The organism is Sporomusa aerivorans, from assembly GCF_041428895.1.
Lineage (GTDB): Bacteria > Bacillota > Negativicutes > Sporomusales > Sporomusaceae > Sporomusa > Sporomusa aerivorans.
On record NZ_CP156926.1, the window covers coordinates 163,909 to 183,376 of the forward strand.

Consider the following 19,468-nt stretch of genomic DNA (forward strand, 5'->3'; position numbering starts at 1 on the left):
CATGGAACGGCTCTTACGACTGCGCAATAAAAAGCAGCGGCTGGTGGCCGGCCTGATGTCCGGGACATCCCTGGACGGTATCGATGCGGCCCTTGTCCGGATTGAAGGCAGCGGACCCAGCTGCCGGGTTAAGCAAGTAGCATTTAAAACAGTTGCCTATGAACAGGGGCTGCGGCAGGCTATCCTCAAAGTGTGCCGGCAAGACAGCGCCAGTGTGGCCGATATTTGTGCACTGAATTTTACTCTGGGAGAACGGTTTGCCGCCGCCGTGGCCGAAGTCTGCCAGGAGGCCGGAGTGGACCTTGGCGAGCTGGATCTCATTGGCTCCCACGGGCAGACCATCTGGCATATTCCCGGCAGCAGCACACTGCAGATCGGTGAGCCGGCAGTGATAGCCGAACGAACCGGCGTTATCACCGTAGCTGATTTCCGGGTGCGGGACGTGGCCGCCGGCGGCCAGGGAGCGCCGCTGGTGCCTTACACCGAATATGTGCTGTACCGGGATAACCGGAAAACGCGTCTCCTGCAAAATATCGGCGGTATTGCCAACGTTACTGTATTGCCGGCCGGTTGCGGCCCCGAAACGGTAACGGCTTTTGACACCGGGCCGGGAAATATGCTGATTGACTATACTGTGAGCCGGATAACCGGCGGTCGGTTTGCATTTGATGACGCCGGCCGCATGGCCGGCTGCGGTCGGGTGAATGCCGGCATGCTGGCCGAGCTGCTGGCCCATCCGTACTTAGCGCAACAGCCGCCCAAGTCTACCGGCCGTGAACTGTTCGGCGAACCTTTTGCCGGTGGTTTGGTTGGTAAACACCTTGCCAGGGGCATGAGCGGGGAGGATATTGTGGCCACTCTGACCGCATTTACCGCTGAAAGTATTGCCGGCAGTTACCGCCTGTTTATCCTGCCGTATTATACTGTGGATGAGGTTATTGTCAGCGGTGGCGGCAGCCACAATCAGGTACTCTTGGCTATGCTCCGGCGCCAGTTGCCGGACATTCCTGTCCGCACGCAGGAGGAAGCAGGATTTTCCAGTGATGCCAAAGAAGCTGTCGCCTTTGCCATCCTGGCCAATGAAACGGTAAGCGGCAGGACAAACAACCTTCCTGCCGTTACCGGGGCCGTCAAGCCAGTGATTATGGGAAAAATATTGTTGTAAGGAGAGCTGAAATGGTCGAAGAAAATGTTATGATAACAAACGCTATCGGGTTGCATGCTCGCCCGGCCGCCCTGTTGGTCAAAACAGCAGGCGGCTTCGCCTGTGAAATTGTGTTGGTAAAGGATAATAAGACCTTTAATGCCAAAAGCATCTTGTCAGTTATGAGTGCCGGCATTAAGCAGCATGATACCGTTACAATCCGGGCGACCGGTGAGGGGGAAGAAGCGGCTGTGGCTGCTGTGGCTCTGCTCATAAAAGGCGGCTTCGGTGAAAAATGACGGCATAGGAAATGCCTGTAAAATTAATTGCAAGGGGGAGTAGCATTTGCGAATCCGGTCCTATGTAGAGATCGTGATCCTGCTGGTTATTGTGTTTGTACTAAGCGGCCTGGCGAATGCCAGCCGGACGACGGAAAACCCTTCACGCAGTGAGCGGGTTCCCGTTAAACTGGGCATCGACAATCTCGATAAGCATCTGGATGTCTTTACCGGCAAAAGGGTTGGCCTTATTACCAACGCCACCGGGATGAACAGTCAGTATCAAAGCACTGTGGACGTTTTGCACGCCAAGACCAGCCTTGTCGCCCTGTTTTCACCGGAACACGGTATTCGCGGCGCGGTTCCCGCCGGTGATCAGGTCGGCAGTCTGACAGATGCCAAGACAGGACTGCCGATAAACAGTCTGTATGGCGCCACCAAGAAGCCGACTCCGCAGATGCTTGAGGGCCTGGACATTCTGGCTTTTGACATTCAGGATGTCGGCGCACGTTCTTATACCTATATCTATACTATGGCTTATGCTATGCAGGCTGCTAAAGAGAACGGCAAAACCTTTGTCGTTTTCGACCGGCCTAATCCGGTTGGCGGGGTAGAGGTAGAAGGCGGCGTAATCAAACCGGGCTTTGAGTCCTTTATCGGTATGTATCCTATTCCGATCCGGCATGGCCTGACAGTAGGGGAACTGGCCAGGCTGTTCAATAAGGAGTTCGGTATTGGCTGTGAGCTTGTGGTTATTCCTATGACCGGCTGGCAACGCACCATGTATTTTGATGAAACCGGCCTGCCCTGGGTAATGACATCGCCCAACATACCAACACCGGATACGGCCCTGGTCTACCCCGCCACAGGGATTTTTGGCGGCACCAACATATCGGAGGGCGTAGGCACAACCCGGCCTTTTGATTTTGTCGGCGCTCCCTGGCTTGACGCCGAAGTTCTGGCTACGGCCATGAATAATCTGAAACTGCCCGGCGTAATCTTCCGCCCGGCTACCTACGTTCCCCGGTTTGGCAATTTCGCAGGGGAGACCGTGAGCGGCGTACAACTGCACATTACCGACCGCAAAGCTTTTCGTCCTGTCAAAACAGGTATGAGTCTCCTTACCATTGTCCAGCAATTAAGCGGCGATAAATTTAGTTACCGGTATGGAACAGGCACGCCCATGATGGATCTTATTGTCGGTGATGATGCCTTGCGTCTGGGCCGGTATACCACAGAGGAGTTCCTGCTGGCCTGGGAGCAGGAAGCGAAAAAATTTAAAGAGCTGTCACAGGCTTATTATCTTTATCCTGTGGCCAACCAGCGTTAAAACCCCCGCTACGGCAGGCGGGCGTTATACCTTTGACCTTTGCGGAAACGGATGAGCGGATAAGTTCCCGGATAAGACCAACTAACCTTCAGAGGGGGTAAGCCCCGCCTGAAGGTTAGTTTACTTTATAAGTAACTTGCCGCCTGTGGTCTGAATAAGTAGGAAAATGGCCTGCTTGTGTCGAATTTAGCAATTCCAAGGATTATTGCTATCTATAGAAGAAATAACAGGGGGTTTTCCATGAGCGACAAGGACTGGGATTTGTTTAAGCAGAAGCTCCACGCAAAATCAGGTATTAATTTAAATGATTACAAACCGGCACAAATGCAGCGCCGTATCGGCAACATGATGAGCCGCCATGGAGCTAACGGATACCTGGATTTTTTCAGTAAGCTGGAGTCAGACAAGAAGCTATATAAAGACTTTATCGATTTTCTTACCATTAACGTGACGGAATTTTTCCGGACGCCGGAAAAGTTTGATGAGCTTGAGAAAAAAGTAATTCCTGATCTTTTAAAACAAAGTTCCCGGTTATCTATCTGGAGCGCCGGCTGTTCCATCGGCGCCGAGCCGTATTCCCTGGCCATCATGCTCAATGAACTGACACCGCATACCAAGCATCGTATTCTGGCGACAGACCTGGATGTGGAGATGCTGGCCAAAGCCAAGCAGGGGGCTTATACGACCAACGAGCTTAAAAATATACCGCCTGCCCGGCTCACGAAATATTTCAAGCAGGCAGACGGCATAGTTACCATCAATGAGGACATACGATCCCGGGTGGAGTTTCAGCGGCACAATTTGCTTGTCGATAAATTCGAGTCCGGTTTTGATCTCATCCTGTGCCGCAATGTGGTAATCTATTTTACCGAGGAAGCCAAAGACGGATTGTACCGCCGTTTCTTTGCCGCCCTGAAGCCTGGCGGCGTGCTGTTTGTCGGCGGAACTGAGGCTATTTTGAATTTCCGGGATATTGGGTTTAGCCACTACCTGCCGTTTTTTTATCGAAAACCCGTGTAGCTTAAGAATGCTACAGCAGCCCCCAGCCGGACAGACGCCGCATGGTATCCAGCCAATGGGTGAGGAGGATCTTGCTAAGGGTACTCTCCTCCACGGCATTGCCGGCAACTAAATCTACTGTTTTTACAGCCTTATCCTGAACATAAAAAATGATTTCACCAATTTTTTGGCCCTGGTATACCGGGGCCTTTATTTTTTCCGGCAAATCAATTTCTACGGCAACAGACGGATAATCGGCGGCATTTACTACCAGGGACCCGGGCTCGGCAACCAGGGCATCGACAATACCGGTCATGCCATTTTCTACAGGCAGCGCGGCCAGTACGGCGCCCTGCTCAATGTATTCGTACAAATCGTAGTTATCAAAGCCGTATTTTAAGAGCTGCATCGAGTCATACCAGCGCGAGTGGTCATGGAGTACAACGGCAATCAGCTTTTGGTTATTGCGGGTAGCGCTGGATACCAGACAGGGACCGGCGGCGTTGGTGGTGCCTGTTTTGACGCCATCGGCGTCTTCGAGCATCCATAAGAGTTTATTGGTATTGCGAAGATTCCGTTCTTGGCTGCCGCCTTTCCGGTCAAGCCACTCGATGTTAGTTTCTTTGGTACTGACAATCTGGGCAAAGGTTGGATTGGTTAACGCATAGCGGGCTATCCAGGCCAGATCGAAGGCTGTGGATACATGGTTAGGGGCGCTGAGACCATGCGGATTGCGAAAATGAGTATGCACGGCGCCGAGACTGGCGGCTTTTTGGTTCATAATATCGACAAAAGCGTCTGTCGATCCTGCCAGATGTTCGGCAATGGCGACAGCCGCGTCGTTGCCGGACCGGAGTAAAAGGCCGGTAACAAGCTCGCGCAGGGTTATGCTTTGGCCAGGATACAAATTAAGTGAGGACCCGCCTGTTGAGGCGGCGTGGGCGCTTACCCGGGTCATTTCGTCCAGCCGGCCGCTTTCAATAGCGATGATAGCAGTCATAATTTTGGTCGTACTGGCCGGTGCCAGTTTTTTGTGAATATTTCTGTCATACAGCACCTGGCCGGTCTTGGCATCCATCAGTATGGCTCCCTGAGCGGACATGATTGGCGGTGCGGCATAACCCGTGGCGGTGGCCAGCGCTAAGAGCACCATTGTTAAAGCCACCAACCGGAATGTTCTGCGGACCATGGAATACCTCCTTGCTTTCTGATAGGCCTGAATTGGCTTAGATGTTTCTTTACGCAGGCTTCTTTCTGTCATAGTTTTCCCCCGGCTGGCGTACTATCCAGTAGAAGCACAATAGAGGGGGAGTTATATGAAAAATTCGCTGCGCCGCAGTTTTTTTAATATAACAGTATTGGTCCTGGGGCTGGCATTGAGCCTGATCTACGAGACCAGCGCAGTACTAGACGATGCTAACCGGGTTATACGGAAAATACCAACCACTCATAAGGTCATTGCTCTTACTGTGGATGATGGACCGCACTATAAAACAACCCCCGAATTGCTGGCAGTCCTCAGGGAAAAGCAGGTGAAGGCAACTTTCTTTATACTGGGGGCTAATGCAGAGGCTCATCCGGATATCGTGGCCCAGGCGGTAGCCGACGGCCACGAAATTGCTTCGCACGCTTACAGTCATAAACGCTTAAATAAGCTGACACAGGCTGAAGTGGCGGCGGAGTTTGACCGCTTTGAAACTATCATCAGCCCGGTGGCTCCCAAACCCGCCTTTTTTCGCCCTCCGGACGGAGCGTACAATGATGCCATTGTAAAGCTGGCCCGCGAGCTCGGGTATACAACGGTTCTGTGGTCGATTGATACCGGCGATTGGCGGCGGCCGCCTGCCGGCCAGGTGGTAGAGACGGCTGTTAAGAATGCAATACCGGGCGGTATTATACTGATGCATGACGGACAATATCCGTTGCCTACACCGCAAGCGGCAGCATTGATTATTGATCAACTGCGCAGTCGGGGTTATCAGTTTGTGACAATGAGTGAGCTGATGCAATATTATGAGGAAAATCGCGGCTAATCAGGGTATATAGGATTTTAGATTTTGCCAGTGGGCCTCAATTAGCTGATCGTACCGGTACATGGTGGCGGTGCGCTCATTGCGGAGTGCTTGAATGGCTCCCAGTATTTTCTGATCGAAGGCGTACACCTTTTCCTTGGGAACTGTTAACGGTTTGGCGTATTCCTTAAGCTTTGTGGCTACTTTACAATTGGCTTTGGTCTCTTTGATAATCACGGCCGGCTCTAACAGATCGGAGCCTTCATACCTGTGAATCAGGCAGTTGGGCTGCAGCCGGTCGATTACATTTTTGCCATCGCCATCAAGGACAATCTCGCTGTCGCAGCCAGGGCAGGCGGTTACATCGGGCTGTAAACAGTTGTGACAGCTCATACATACTATTTCATTCATGTGCATCCCTCCGCCCCTATTGTGTCCGAAAAAACGGTCAGATATAATGAGTGCCAAAAAAATGAAAACTTGTTCTATAATCTTCTTTTCGCGCATAAGCTAATTTGTCTGTCGGATGGCATATTTCTGAAGGGGGAGTGTTATGGGTAACAAAAAATGGCTTGCGCTGGTACTCGCAGATGGGCAGGAAACCCGTCTGGGGGCGTTGGCTAAAGAACTGGCTAAGCCTGCTGTGCCGTTTGGCGGTCAATACCGGCTAATTGACTTTACGTTAAGCAATTGCCGCAATTCAGGGATTGATACTATCGGTATCATGACCCAGTATCAGCCAATGATGCTGCATGCTTACGTAGGCAAAGGCAGTGCCTGGGATCTTGACCGGGCGGGACGGGGCGTACATATCCTGCCGCCTTATGTGCGGGAAGACGGCGGTCACTGGTATCAGGGAGCCGCCGACGCCGTGCATCAAAACAGGGAATTTGTCGAACAGTATGAGCCTGAATACGTAGTAGTCCTGTACGGTGACCAAATTTATAAGCTGGATTATGCGCAAATGCTTGATTACCATAGCATTTGCCAGGCTGATGCAACTGCCGGTGTAATCCAGCTGCCATGGACAGAAACAGGTAAGTATACAATTATGGAAATTGCCGAAAATGGACGCATAATCGGCATCGCGGACAAACCGCCGCATCCTCACGGCGGCCAGGCCGCCATGGGCGTGTATATTTTCTCCTGGAAAGTGCTAAAACAATACCTGGAGCAAGATGCCGCCAATCCCAAGTCCGCCCACGATTTCGGTAAAGACGTAATACCGGCTATGCTGGCAGACAAGCGCCGGCTCTATACGTATCAATTTCATGGTTACTGGAAAGACGCCGGGACAATTGAAACCTACTGGGAAGCCAGCATGGATTTGCTGTGTGAGGCGCCGCGGCTGACACTTAGTGATCCGGAATGGCCGATCTATTCGCCCCAGTTGAGTCTGCCGCCCCACTACCACGGTAGCGGCGCTAAAGTGCGAGGCTCCCTGATTGCCGGCGGGGCCGTTATCTTAGGTGAAGTGGAGAATTCCGTCATTTTCCCCGGAGTCTATATCGGGGCCGGGGCCAAGGTTAAGGACAGTGTTATTTTGCACCAGGTGCGGGTTGAGGGCGGTATCAGTATTCAACAAGCTATTGTAATACCCGGGACGGTGCTCAGTACGGCTGCTGTGGCCGGTAAGGAAGAAGGGGTCATTTTCGTACCCGGACAGCGGAATGCCGCTGCGGTCAATAGCCTGGTCCAAGTCTCGCTCGCCGGGTAACCGTCGGCTATACCAATTTAACAATATTTAATATAAGAACGTTTATCGTTAAACAGGAATTTTCTATAGAAGCAGCGAAGATAGTTGCATTCCAAAAATTTACATTGTATAAGGATGGTCGAAACGAATGGTATCAGTTTGGCTTACCGATTACGACAATTATTTATTTCATGAGGGCTGCAGCGTCCGCAGCTATAGCAAACTGGGGGCGCATCTGGAAACAGAAGGCAGCATTCCCGGGGTTTGGTTTGCCGTCTGGGCGCCGCATGCGGCGGCTGTCCGGATTATCGGCGATTTTAATGACTGGGATGGCAGCGGCCATGTCATGACGAAAGCAAGCACCTGCGGCGTTTGGGCATTATTTATTCCCGGAGTAGCAGCCGGTGCTTTATATAAGTACGAAATTATAACCTCCTGGGGGGAAGTTTTGCATAAGGCCGATCCTTATGCGTTTGCCGCTGAACTGCGGCCAAATACAGCCTCAAAAGTAGCCGGTCTGGCCGGCTACCAGTGGCAGGATCAGGCTTGGCGGAACAACAGGCGGACAGCTTATGACCGGCCGCTGAATATTTATGAAGTTGATTTAGGCTCATGGAAGCGGAGCGATGACAGGCAATCACTCTCTTACCGTGAAATTGCCGAACAACTGGCAGACTATGCCGCTTTTATGGGTTATACCCATATCGAATTGCTGCCGGTAGCTGAGCATCCCTTCGACGGCTCCTGGGGTTACCAGGCAACGGGGTATTACGCGGTAACCAGCCGGTATGGGCGGCCGGAAGACTTTATGTACTTGGTAGATTGCTGCCATCAAAAAGGAATTGGTGTTATTTTGGATTGGGTGCCCGGCCATTTTTGCAGAGATGCGCATGGCCTGGCCCGTTTTGATGGTACAACCTTATACGAATATAACGACTCCCGCCGGAGCGAAAACCGCGGCTGGGGTACACTGAATTTTGATTTAGGCCGGCCGGAAGTGATTAGTTTTCTAATTTCCAATGCACTCTTCTGGTTGGATGTGTACCATATCGACGGACTCAGGATTGATGCAGTAGCCAATATGCTATACCGCAACTACGGGCGTGAGGACGGAGACTGGGAAGCAAATTGCCAGGGCGGCACCGAGAATATTGAGGGGGTTCAATTTCTGAAACGCCTCAATGAAGCTGTTTTTGCAGCCTATCCGCAGGCCTTAATGATTGCCGAGGATTCCACTGCCTGGCCGCTGGTTACCCATCCTACCCATGCAGGGGGGCTGGGGTTCAATTTTAAATGGAATATGGGCTGGATGAATGACATGCTCCGGTATATGGAATTGGATCCTGTCCACCGCCAGTTTCACCACCAACTGGTTACGTTCTCTTTTATGTATGCGTTTTCCGAGAACTTTGTCCTGCCTTTGTCCCATGACGAAGTGGTCCATGGCAAGCGGTCGCTTTTAGACAAAATGCCGGGGGATTACTGGCAGAAATTCGCTAATCTTCGCTGCTTCTATGCATATATGATGGCCCATCCCGGTAAGAAACTGCTGTTTATGGGCGGGGAATTTGGCCAGTTTATCGAGTGGAAGTATCAGGACAGTCTGGATTGGCATTTGCTTGATTACGAAATGCATCATAAACTGCATAATTATGTCCGGGATATTAATCATTTTTATTTGAAGAGTCCGGCCTTGTGGCAGAATGACCGGGACTGGCGGGGTTTTTCCTGGATAGACTGTCAGGACAGTCCGCAAAGTGTTATTGTATTCAAACGGCAGGGACAGAATGAAGGCGATTTTATAATTGCCGTACTAAACTTTACGCCGGTTGTCAGGCAGGCGTACCGGATCGGTGTACCGGCAGCCCAGTACTATCTTGAGATATTAAACAGCGACAGCCAGCGTTATGGCGGATCAGGCCAGACCAATCCCGGCGAGCTTAAACCGGAAGCCACTCCTTGGCATAATCAGGCTAATTCACTGGTAATAACTCTGCCGCCCCTGGCAGCTGTATATTTAAAACCTGTCGGCGTAACCCGGGCTAAACAGCCTCCGCATTGCAGTCGTAAGTTTGGCAGCAGGCTAAAGCGGAATACGAAAGGGAGAGTGGAGCATCTTGCCAAATAAAGAGTGCGTGGCGATGATTTTGGCCGGCGGTCAGGGAACACGCCTGGGAGCACTTACCAAAAAGCTGGCTAAGCCGGCTGTGCCGTTCGGCGGTAAATACAGGATTATCGATTTTCCCTTGAGCAATTGTTACAACTCCGGCATTGATACTGTCGGTGTGCTAACGCAATATCAGCCGCTGGCCCTTCATTCCTATATCGGTATCGGCAGTGCCTGGGATCTTGACCGGCGAAGCGGCGGCGTCTATGTTCTGCCGCCTTATATCCGCGAAAAAGGCGGTGAATGGTATAAAGGCACGGCGGACGCTATTTTCCAGAACTTCAATTTTATTGAAATGTTTAATCCCCAATATGTATTGGTTCTGTCCGGCGACCATATCTACAAAATGGATTACTCGTCCATGCTTGATTATCATAAAAGCCGTCAGGCGGATGTTACCATTGCTGTTATTGAGGTGCCGTGGGCTGAGGCCGATCGCTTTGGCATAATGAATACAGCCGAAGAAGACCGTGTTGCTGAATTTGAGGAAAAACCAAAAAGACCAAAGAATAACCTGGCTTCCATGGGAATATATGTATTCAGCTGGCCGGCGCTGCGGGCTTATCTGGCAGCTGATTCTGTCGATAATAGTTCCAGTCATGATTTCGGCAAAAATGTTATTCCGCGAATGCTTGCCGCCGGTGAACGCTTATTTGCCTACCGCTTTGGCGGCTACTGGAAAGATGTTGGCACAGTGGAAAGCTACTGGGAAGCCAATATGGACCTCTTAAGCGATGAGCCGGCGCTGGATCTGTATGATTCCTCCTGGCGAATTTATTCAGTCAATCCCACGCAGCCGCCGCAGTTTATCGCCGATACTGCCCGGATTTCCTGCTCGCTGATTACCGAAGGCTGTCAGGTTTTTGGCGAGGTGGAAAGGTCGGTGCTATTCCCCGGTGTTCGTATCGGCGAAGGGGCCAGGGTCAAAGATTCTATTATTATGCCGTATACTTCCATTGGCGCCAACGCGGTTATTAACAGAGCCATCATTGGCCGTAAATCAGTTGTGGAAGGTGGCGCACAGGTCGGTATGGAAGATATGAGCGAGCCTGAGAGCAGCCGGTGGTTTTCCGGCATAACCTTAATTGGCGACAACCTCACCATTACCAGCGAAACCAGGATTAAGCGCAATTCCCTGCTTGCCCGTCCTTAACTCCCGGTGCCAAGCAGTGCTGTAAAAAGGGAGGCATTTTTTTTGAAGAATATAATGGGTATTATTAATCTGCATGAAAGCTTTGACATGCTGCGGGAGATGACCAGACACCGGCCGCTGGCTGCTATTCCCTTCGCCGGCCGGTATCGCCTGATTGACTTTATTTTGTCAAATTTTATCAATTCCGGCGTAACCAATGTGGGTATAGTAACGGCAGGCAATTCCCGCTCGCTTATGGATCATATCCGCTCAGGCAAAGAGTGGGATTTAGCCCGTAAGCGGGATGGCCTGTTCATGTTGCCTTCCTTGCAGACCGGAAACGTGCAGGGCGCCTTTCCTAATGATTTAGCCGATTTTTTCAACAATCTCGACTATATCCGCAGCAGCCGGCAGCGCGATGTCCTGCTGGCAGGCAGCCGAACAGTCTGCAATATTGATTTTTCGCCTGCCTACCAGTTCCATCTGGAGAAGAATGCCGATATAACAGTTCTTTATAAGGAATATAGCCCGGCGGACGCCAAGTCTTTCACTCAGGCTACCATGCTGTCAACGGCTGACGACGGGCTGGTTGTGGATATGGAGATATGGCCTGTTAATGCCCATAGCAACAAGCTGTCGCTGGAAATGTATTTTATTAACCGGCAGCTGTTGATTGAATTAGTGGATGCCAGCATGTCGAGAGGCGGAACAAATGTAGCCAGGGATTGCTTTATAAAAAATCTGGCAAATCTCAGAATCTACGGCTTCCCCTTCACCGGCTACCTGGCCCGCATCGGTTCTGTCCAGAGCTATTTTGATCACAGTATGGAACTGCTAAATCCGGATATATGGCAGGAGCTCTTTTTTGCCAATGGCTCCATCTACACAAAGGTTAAGGACGAAGCTCCGGCTAAATATCAGCAGGATGCCAATGTGCAGTGTTCCCTTGTCGCCAACGGCTCGGTGGTTGCGGGAAAAGTCGAGAACAGTATCCTGTTCCGGGGCGTGAGAGTGCATAAGGATGCCAGAGTCATTAACAGCATCATTATGCAAAAGGGCGAAATCGGACCAGGAGCCGTTGTGGAAAATGTTATTTGTGACAAAGACGTTAAAATTTCTGCCGGCAAAAAACTTAAGGGCGAGTGGAATCACCCATTTGTCATTGAGAAGGGAACTGTGATTTGACATGCTAAAAGTACTTTTTGTAGCCTCCGAAGCGGCACCTTTTGCCAAAACAGGCGGTCTGGGCGATGTAATCGGTTCTTTGCCTAAGGCGTTACAGCAGCAGGCTGTCAATGTGCGGGTAATCATGCCTATGTACAGTGCCATTTCCGCGGAGTATACCGGACAGATGATCAAACGAGCTGAACTTACCGTTTCGATCGGCTGGCGGCGTCAGTACTGTGGTGTTTATGAACTTGAGTACCAGGGAATTACCTGGTACTTTGTCGATAATGAATACTACTTTAAGCGCGACGGTTTGTACGGCCACTATGATGAGGCCGAGCGGTTCGCCTATTTTTGCCGGAGTGTCCTTGAGGCTTTGCCCGAGCTTGATTTTATTCCGGATATTATCCACTGTCATGACTGGCAGACAGGACCGCTGGCGGCCATGCTTAAAGAGCAGTATCTTGCCAGGGAAGATTATTCGGCTGTTAAAACTGTATTTACCATTCATAACTTGATGTATCAGGGAATTTTTCCCCGCGAAATTCTGGGCGATCTGCTAGGGCTGCCGGGCGGTGTTTTTACCGCTGACGGCCTGGAATTTTACGGTCAGGTTAACTTTTTAAAAAGCGGTCTGGCTTTTAGTGACGTTCTCACGACAGTCAGCAGGTCCTACGCCCGTGAGATTCAGCAGCCTTATTGCGGTGAGCGGCTGGACGGTTTTCTGACCAGGCGCCAGGCGGATATCCACGGTATTGTAAACGGAATTGACTATGATCTGTATAATCCGGCAAGTGACCCGGCCATTTACACTAACTATACCTGGCGCGGAACTACCAAACGGCTGTCAAATAAGCTCAGACTGCAGGCCGAACTGGGATTGCCGGCGGGAACGGATAAACCGCTCATTGGGATTGTTTCCCGGCTGGTAAGCTCCAAGGGGTTAGATTTGATCGCCCATGTTATGGAGGATTTGCTGGCGAGCGAAGTGCAGCTGGTAGTGCTGGGAACAGGCGAGGAGCGGTTTGAGCACCTGTTTCGTGAGGCTGCCGAACGTCACCCGCAAAAGGTATCGGCCAATATTATGTTTTCCGATGAATTGGCCCATAAGATTTACGCCGGCTCAGACCTGTTTTTGATGCCGTCCCGCTTTGAACCCTGCGGCATCGGGCAGCTTATTGCCCTCCGGTATGGCAGTATTCCGGTTGTCAGGGAAGTTGGCGGTCTGAAAGATACCGTTACGGCGTTTAATCCCGCAACCGGTACCGGCAATGGCTTTTCTTTTTTTAATTACAATGCGCATGAGATGCTGAATGCAGTCAAAGCTGCAACAGAATTATACAAGGATCGGACCCAGTGGGCGAAATTAGTCAAAACAGCTATGCGGGGCGACTATAGCTGGCAGTCTTCCGCCGCCGAGTATCGCCGGCTGTATGAGAGTCTGACCGCCGGTTAGTCCGGTGCATATATATATGCCGGCGGGGGATTCCCCGCCAAATAAAATGTTTAGTAGGGGAGGGTGGCTGCCATGTTTATTTCCAAAGAGGAATTCAAACAGGCGTTTATTGAAAAACTGCAGACCCTGTTCGGGCAAAGTCTTGATGAATCATCTATCAACGATAAGTACACCGCCCTTAGCACCCTGCTGCGCGAAACGATCAGCAAGCGCTGGTATGAGACTAACAGGCAGTATCGTGTAAGCAAGGAGAAACAGGTATATTACTTTTCGATGGAGTTTTTGCTGGGCCGTTTGCTGGGCAGCAATTTATTCAATCTTGATCTGACTAAAGTTTGTCAGCAGGGCTTGAATGAGCTTGGTATTGATTTGGCCGACATGGAGGCTGTGGAGCATGACGCCGGCCTGGGCAACGGCGGTCTTGGACGCCTGGCGGCCTGTTTTCTGGATTCCATGGCCTCACTGCAACTACCCGGGCATGGCACCGGCATTCGCTACCGCCACGGCATGTTTGAACAAAAAATTATTGATGGCTATCAAATCGAACTGCCTGACAACTGGTTGCGGGACGGTTATGTATGGGAGACCCGCAAGGCCGACAGGGCGGTTACCGTAAAATTTGGCGGTTCTGTCCGGCTGGAGGAGCAAGCAGGCCGTCTTGCCGCCATTCATGAAAATTACGAGCCGGTACTGGCCGTACCCTATGATGTGCCGATTGTCGGCGCTAACTGCAACTCGGTAAATACTTTGCGGCTATGGAGCGCCGAAAATAATTATTTTGATTTTTCTTCATTCAGTAAAGGCGATTTTTTAAAAGCCGTAGAGAAAAAATATTCACTGGAGGCTACCTCCCAGATTCTGTATCCTGACGATAATTATCCGGAAGGCAGGACACTCCGGCTTAAACAACAGTACTTTTTTGTTTCTGCAGGGCTGCAAAGTATTGTCCGGCGGTATAAGCGAACCCACGGGAGTAAACCGGCCGATTTGGCTAAAATTCATAAAAAAATTGCCATTCATATTAATGATACCCATCCTGCGCTGGCTGTGTCTGAACTGATGCGTATCCTGATGGATGAAGAGGGACTAGGCTGGGATGAGGCCTGGACGGCCACTTGGCAGACCATTTCCTATACCAACCATACCATTTTGCCGGAAGCGCTGGAAAAGTGGCCTGTCGAGCTGGTAGAGACCCTCCTGCCGCGGATGTATATGATCATCCGTGAGATTAACGAGCGGTTTTGCGCGGCTCTTTGGGAAAAGTACCCCGGGGATTGGGAGCGAATCCGGGACATGGCCATCATCAGCGACGGGTACGTGCATATGGCTCATCTGGCTGTTGTCGGCAGTCACAGTGTCAACGGCGTGGCCGAAGTACACAGCAACATTCTCAAAACTGAAGTGCTGGCCAGCTTCCACCAGTTTTACCCGCACCGTTTTAATAATAAAACCAATGGCGTTACTCACCGGCGCTGGCTCGCCAAAGCCAATCCGGAGCTTGCGGCCCTGATTAGTGAGAGCATTGGTGAAGGCTGGCTGGCTCACCCCGGTGAGCTGTCGAATTTGCACCGCTACGCGCATGACCCGGCGTTTCAGGCCAGTATTAGAGCGGTTAAGCAGGCTAATAAAGAACGGCTGGCCAGATATATCAAGGATAAAATGTGCTTAACCGTGGATATTAACTCCATTTTTGACGTGCAAGTCAAACGCATTCACGCCTATAAGCGGCAGACGTTAAATGCGCTGCATATCCTGGATTTATATAACCGCATTAAGGAAAATCCGGGTCTCGATATTGAACCGCGGACTTTTATTTTTGCCGGGAAAGCAGCTACCGGCTATTATCTGGCCAAGCGGATCATTAAATTCATTAATACACTGGCGCAGGTTATTAATAATGATCCGGCTATTGGCGGTAAAATAAAAGTGGTTTTTCTGGAAAATTACAGTGTTTCGCTGGCTGAACTCATTATCCCGGCGGCTGATGTCAGTGAGCAAATATCCACCGCCAGCAGGGAGGCGTCCGGTACAGGCAACATGAAGTTTATGATGAACGGCGCTGTTACCGTCGGTACATTAGACGGCGCCAATATTGAGATCAGCCAGGAGGTCGGCGGCGAGAATATTGTGATCTTCGGTTTGACGGCCGATGAAGTATTAAACTACTACAAATACGGCGGTTATAATGTACTTGACGAATATCACGGCAATTCCCGCATCAAGACGGTGGTTGACCAGATAGTAAGCGGTTTTTTGCCAGCCAGTCCGGATGAATTTGACAGTATTCATCATTCGCTGCTCCGTACCAATGATGAATATTTTGTCTTAAAAGACTTTATACCCTATGCGGCGGCGCAGGAAAAGATAAACGCTTTGTATCGCGAGCAGCCACGCTGGCAGGCTATGGCCGTTAATAATATTGCATTTTCCGGCCGGTTTGCCAGTGACCGTACGGTTTCGGAATATGCTATCGGCATTTGGCGGGTTAAACCGGTAGTAATCCGGGAAGCTTAATACCGGAGGTGGCTGGTCATGAATCAGCGCTGGATTCTGCATGACTCTCATGATGCAGACTTTCGCAGCCCCTTTGGGGCTGTTGCTTGTCATAGCAAGATAAGGCTGGCAATATCGCTAACAAGTGAAGCGCCATGGGCTGAGGCGGTACTGCTCCGCTTATGGCGGGAAGGGGTGGGGGAAACCGTCCTCGATATGCCGTTTGTCAGGGAAGCCTATGGCTGCCGGTACTATGAGGCTGTTATTACCGCACCGGCGTCGCCCGGCGTTATTTGGTACTATTTTATCGTCAGGCGGAACGGACTGATGTATTATTACGGCAATAATGCGGCGGCAACCGGCGGCGTGGGCCAGATTACCGACTACCCGCCGCCGTCGTATCAGATTAGCACCTACCTGCCGGGAACTGTTACTCCCCGCTGGTTTAAGCATGCTGTTGTGTATCAGATCTTTGTCGACAGATTTTATAACGGCCTGCCTGACGGCCAAATCCTAAAGCCCCGGTCCGGCAGCCTGCTTCATGCCGACTGGCAGGATACGCCGGTATATACCCGGGCCATGGATACAGGCGCCATTTTGGCGTATGATTTCTTTGGCGGCAATCTGGCCGGAGTGATTGCCAAACTGCCTTATCTGGAGGACTTAGGGATTACGGCCATCTATTTTAATCCGGTATTTGCTTCTCCCTCGAATCACAAATATGATACGGCTGATTACCGAACCATTGATCCGATGTTCGGGGACAACGCCTTGTTTGCCGAGTTGTGCGCCCGGGCGCGCGAACGGGGCATTGCCATCATTTTGGATGGTGTATTCAGTCATACCGGCAGTGACAGTATTTATTTCAATCAGGCGGGAACCTATGCTGCGGCCGGCGCCTGGCAGTCCAAGGATTCTCCCTACTATTCCTGGTATAAGTTTACCGAGTATCCGGACGAATACGAAAGCTGGTGGGGAATTGACAATTTACCCAATGTCAATGAGGAAGATCCGTCCTATCAGCGATTTATCATTGACGGGCCTGACAGCATCCTCCGTCAGTGGCTTAAGCTTGGTGTCAAGGGCTGGCGGCTGGATGTGGCTGACGAGTTGCCGGAGTCTTTCCTGAAAAAGTTCTATAGAACGCTAAAAGAAATAGATCCGGACGCGGTCCTGATCGGCGAGGTATGGGAAGACGCATCCCATAAGGTGGCTTACGGCAGTCTCCGGCAATATTTCGACGGCGCGGAACTGGATTCTGTTATGAATTATCCTTTCCGGAAGCTTATTTTGGATTTTATGCTTGGCTGGCGGGACGCCGAAGCCGTACACCGCGATTTGTTCAGCCTGTATGAGAATTATCCCATAGAAAACTTTTATGCGAATTTGAACATCATCGGCAGCCATGACGTACCGCGCATTCTTACTTTGCTGGCTGAAGCGCCGCCTGAGGACACCCAGAGCAAATTAAATGCATTTAAACACCGGCTTACGCCCGAACAGCGGCAACTGGGGCTGGCCAGGCTAAAACTTGTCATCTTGTGGCAGCTGACTTTCCCGGGAGCACCGTGTATTTACTACGGGGATGAAGCCGGACTGGAAGGCTTCAGCGATCCTTTAAACCGCCGAACCTACCCCTGGGGCCGGGAAGATGAGGAGCTTCTGGCCTGGTACAAAAAGCTGGTCGGTCTCAGGCGCGGTTACACTGTCCTGCGGACCGGCGAGTGGCTGCTCTTTGCTGCGGCCGGTGATGTCTACGGTTATGTGCGGCGCATCCGGGGAGGGCAGGATGTATTCGGCGATTTGGCAGCCGACAACACGGCGCTTATTATCCTTAACCGCAGCCGGGACCGGCATGCCGGTGTGAGTATTGACCCTGCCGGCTGGTTTGCCGGTCAGGCTTATGTCATAGATGCGTTGTCAGGAGAAAAATTGGTACTCCCGGACGGGGGACCGTTGGAATTATCCTTGCCGCCGCTAACCGGGCGTATTCTGATGACCTCGTTGGAAGGACCGGCTTTAGAGCAGCCTCGCTCAAGCGGTATTCTCCTTCATCCGAGTTCCCTGCCGGCGCCGTTCGGCATTGGCGATCTGGGGCCGGAGGCCTACCGGTTTGTTGACTTCCTGGTTGCCGGGAATCAAAGAATCTGGCAGTTCCTGCCTCTTAACCCGGCAGGCTATGGCGACTCCCCCTACCAATGCCTGTCAGCCTTTGCCGGCAACCCGCTATTAATTTCGCCCGAAAAATTAGTTGCGGCCGGCTGGCTGAAGCCGCAGGATTTGACTACACACCCCTTTGCGGAGCATGAGCCGGCCTATATTGATTTTCCCAAGGTTAAGATCTGGAAGGAGCAGATTTTTCGTCTGGCTTTTGAACGCTTCCAGCGCTTAAGCAATGACGGGCGGTATAACCGGTTTGTGGAACAGACTGCCAACTGGTTGGACGATTATACCCTGTTTATAGCCCTGAAGGATCATTTCCGGGGTTTGCCCTGGAATGATTGGGATCAGGCTGTCAGGCTGCGGGATCCGGCTGCTCTGGGGTATTACCGGCATGCGCTGCAGCAAGAGATTGCCTATCAGGCTTTTTTGCAGTTTGCCTTCTGGGAACAATTGCAGGAGCTAAAGGAATACGCCAATAACCAGGGTATTCTTTTGTTCGGGGATTTGCCGCTGTTCGTTGCCCATGACAGTGCCGATGTATGGTCCAATTCCGCTTTATTTACCCTGGATATGGCAGGTAATCCGACTAAAGTGGCCGGTGTGCCGCCCGATTATTTTAGCGCCAACGGGCAGTTATGGGGTAATCCGCTGTATAACTGGGAGGCTATGGCCCGGGATGACTACCGCTGGTGGCGAAGGCGTCTGGCTGTACTGCTGACACAGGCGGACCTGATCCGGATTGACCATTTCCGCGGGTTTGAAGCTTACTGGGAAATCCCTGCCGCCGATGAAACGGCCGTCAATGGCCGGTGGGTGTCCGGACCGGGCGCCGGCTTTTTTGCCGTGCTGGAAAAGTATCTGGGTAAACTGCCGTTGGTAGCGGAAGATCTGGGTGTCATTACCGACGGTGTTAACAGGCTGAAACACAAACTGGGCTATCCGGGCATGAAGGTTTTGCAGTTCAGCTTTGGTCAGGGAGCAGCACCGGATTTTCCGCAGAATACAGGAACTAATACCATCGCCTATACCGGTACGCACGATAATGACACCCTGCTGGGCTGGTGGCAAAAACTGCCGGCAAAGGATCCGCAATTACAGAGCCGTATACTTAACCATTTGCGGAAGCTGGCATTGAGCAGCGACGAAAGTGATCAGGGTGTGTGTGAATTGCTGATCCGTTTAGTGTATATGAGCCAGGCCAACACAGTGATTGTGCCGCTGCAGGATGTATTTATGCTGGACAGCAATGCCCGGATGAATACCCCCGGTACGGTGGGCGGTAACTGGCGCTGGCGGTTGGCGCCCGGCTTGATTACGGCTGAAGCAGCCGGACGTTTGGCTGGCTGGGTAAGGCTGGGTGGGCGGATAAAGACCGGAGAATAAGATAAAAGAAATACCGACAAAACTTGCATCAGTATGCAAGTTTCGAAA

14 protein-coding genes are annotated in these 19,468 nt (G+C 51.4%); 12 read left to right on the top strand and 2 right to left on the bottom strand.

What is annotated here, in order from left to right:
• The first annotated feature begins 1 nt into the window (after position 1).
• The 4 genes from SATMO3_RS00675 (at position 2) to SATMO3_RS00690 (ending at position 3,772) form a co-directional block, all read left to right on the top strand.
• A complete protein-coding gene (locus SATMO3_RS00675; RefSeq protein ID WP_371376079.1) occupies positions 2 to 1,165 on the top strand; it encodes an anhydro-N-acetylmuramic acid kinase in 1,164 nt (387 codons plus the stop codon).
• Positions 1,166 to 1,176: 11 nt separating this feature from the next.
• Positions 1,177 to 1,443, top strand: a complete 267-nt coding sequence (locus tag SATMO3_RS00680) for an HPr family phosphocarrier protein (RefSeq protein ID WP_371376082.1) — start codon at positions 1,177 to 1,179, stop codon at positions 1,441 to 1,443.
• Between the two features lie 46 nt (positions 1,444 to 1,489).
• Positions 1,490 to 2,752, top strand: a complete 1,263-nt coding sequence (locus SATMO3_RS00685; RefSeq protein ID WP_371376085.1) for an exo-beta-N-acetylmuramidase NamZ domain-containing protein — start codon at positions 1,490 to 1,492, stop codon at positions 2,750 to 2,752.
• Between the two features lie 240 nt (positions 2,753 to 2,992).
• Positions 2,993 to 3,772: a protein-glutamate O-methyltransferase CheR gene (locus tag SATMO3_RS00690; RefSeq protein ID WP_371376087.1), complete on the top strand. Its 780-nt coding sequence runs from the start codon at positions 2,993 to 2,995 to the stop codon at positions 3,770 to 3,772.
• Positions 3,773 to 3,782: 10 nt separating this feature from the next.
• Here SATMO3_RS00690 and SATMO3_RS00695 read toward each other — a convergent pair whose 3' ends face one another.
• Positions 3,783 to 5,012, bottom strand: a complete 1,230-nt coding sequence (locus SATMO3_RS00695) for a D-alanyl-D-alanine carboxypeptidase family protein (protein WP_371376090.1) — start codon at positions 5,010 to 5,012, stop codon at positions 3,783 to 3,785.
• 55 nt (positions 5,013 to 5,067) lie between these two features.
• Here SATMO3_RS00695 and SATMO3_RS00700 point away from each other — a divergent pair, with 55 nt between their 5' ends.
• Positions 5,068 to 5,784 (top strand): polysaccharide deacetylase family protein, encoded by a 717-nt coding sequence (locus SATMO3_RS00700; RefSeq protein WP_371376093.1) that lies wholly within the window; start codon positions 5,068 to 5,070, stop codon positions 5,782 to 5,784.
• On the opposite strand, the gene SATMO3_RS00705 is transcribed toward SATMO3_RS00700, so the two are convergent.
• Positions 5,785 to 6,174 carry a hypothetical protein gene (locus SATMO3_RS00705; RefSeq protein ID WP_371376096.1) on the bottom strand — a complete coding sequence of 130 codons (390 nt, stop codon included), beginning with the start codon at positions 6,172 to 6,174 and terminating at the stop codon, positions 5,785 to 5,787.
• 142 nt (positions 6,175 to 6,316) lie between these two features.
• Here SATMO3_RS00705 and SATMO3_RS00710 point away from each other — a divergent pair, with 142 nt between their 5' ends.
• The 7 genes from SATMO3_RS00710 to SATMO3_RS00740 all read left to right on the top strand — a co-directional run bounded on the left by SATMO3_RS00710 (position 6,317) and on the right by SATMO3_RS00740 (position 19,420).
• Positions 6,317 to 7,480 (top strand): glucose-1-phosphate adenylyltransferase, encoded by a 1,164-nt coding sequence (locus SATMO3_RS00710; RefSeq protein ID WP_371376099.1) that lies wholly within the window; start codon positions 6,317 to 6,319, stop codon positions 7,478 to 7,480.
• A gap of 127 nt (positions 7,481 to 7,607) precedes the next feature.
• Positions 7,608 to 9,587: a 1,4-alpha-glucan branching protein GlgB gene (gene glgB, locus SATMO3_RS00715; protein ID WP_371376102.1), complete on the top strand. Its 1,980-nt coding sequence runs from the start codon at positions 7,608 to 7,610 to the stop codon at positions 9,585 to 9,587.
• Positions 9,577 to 10,779, top strand: a complete 1,203-nt coding sequence (locus SATMO3_RS00720; RefSeq protein ID WP_371376105.1) for a glucose-1-phosphate adenylyltransferase — start codon at positions 9,577 to 9,579, stop codon at positions 10,777 to 10,779. The genes glgB and SATMO3_RS00720 overlap by 11 nt, the downstream gene beginning before the upstream one ends.
• 42 nt (positions 10,780 to 10,821) lie before the next feature.
• Complete coding sequence (gene glgD / locus SATMO3_RS00725; protein ID WP_371376108.1) at positions 10,822 to 11,943, top strand: glucose-1-phosphate adenylyltransferase subunit GlgD; 1,122 nt, start codon at positions 10,822 to 10,824, stop codon at positions 11,941 to 11,943.
• Between the two features lies 1 nt (position 11,944).
• Positions 11,945 to 13,381 carry a glycogen synthase GlgA gene (gene glgA, locus SATMO3_RS00730; protein WP_371376111.1) on the top strand — a complete coding sequence of 479 codons (1,437 nt, stop codon included), beginning with the start codon at positions 11,945 to 11,947 and terminating at the stop codon, positions 13,379 to 13,381.
• Between the two features lie 72 nt (positions 13,382 to 13,453).
• The gene (locus tag SATMO3_RS00735) at positions 13,454 to 15,895 is read left to right on the top strand and encodes a glycogen/starch/alpha-glucan phosphorylase (protein ID WP_371376114.1); all 2,442 of its coding nucleotides are present in this window, start codon (positions 13,454 to 13,456) and stop codon (positions 15,893 to 15,895) included.
• 18 nt (positions 15,896 to 15,913) lie between these two features.
• Positions 15,914 to 19,420 (top strand): bifunctional glycogen debranching protein GlgX/4-alpha-glucanotransferase, encoded by a 3,507-nt coding sequence (locus tag SATMO3_RS00740; RefSeq protein ID WP_371376117.1) that lies wholly within the window; start codon positions 15,914 to 15,916, stop codon positions 19,418 to 19,420.
• Positions 19,421 to 19,468: the final 48 nt, after the last annotated feature.

Coding starts and splice junctions, on each gene's coding strand:
- SATMO3_RS00675 (WP_371376079.1), top strand. CDS start 2: ATGGAACGGCTCTTACGACTGCGCAATAAAAAGCAGCGGCTGGTGGCC.
- SATMO3_RS00680 (WP_371376082.1), top strand. CDS start 1,177: ATGGTCGAAGAAAATGTTATGATAACAAACGCTATCGGGTTGCATGCT.
- SATMO3_RS00690 (WP_371376087.1), top strand. CDS start 2,993: ATGAGCGACAAGGACTGGGATTTGTTTAAGCAGAAGCTCCACGCAAAA.
- SATMO3_RS00695 (WP_371376090.1), bottom strand. CDS start 5,012: ATGACAGAAAGAAGCCTGCGTAAAGAAACATCTAAGCCAATTCAGGCC.
- SATMO3_RS00700 (WP_371376093.1), top strand. CDS start 5,068: ATGAAAAATTCGCTGCGCCGCAGTTTTTTTAATATAACAGTATTGGTC.
- SATMO3_RS00705 (WP_371376096.1), bottom strand. CDS start 6,174: ATGAATGAAATAGTATGTATGAGCTGTCACAACTGTTTACAGCCCGAT.
- SATMO3_RS00710 (WP_371376099.1), top strand. CDS start 6,317: ATGGGTAACAAAAAATGGCTTGCGCTGGTACTCGCAGATGGGCAGGAA.
- glgB (WP_371376102.1), top strand. CDS start 7,608: ATGGTATCAGTTTGGCTTACCGATTACGACAATTATTTATTTCATGAG.
- glgA (WP_371376111.1), top strand. CDS start 11,945: ATGCTAAAAGTACTTTTTGTAGCCTCCGAAGCGGCACCTTTTGCCAAA.
- SATMO3_RS00735 (WP_371376114.1), top strand. CDS start 13,454: ATGTTTATTTCCAAAGAGGAATTCAAACAGGCGTTTATTGAAAAACTG.
- SATMO3_RS00740 (WP_371376117.1), top strand. CDS start 15,914: ATGAATCAGCGCTGGATTCTGCATGACTCTCATGATGCAGACTTTCGC.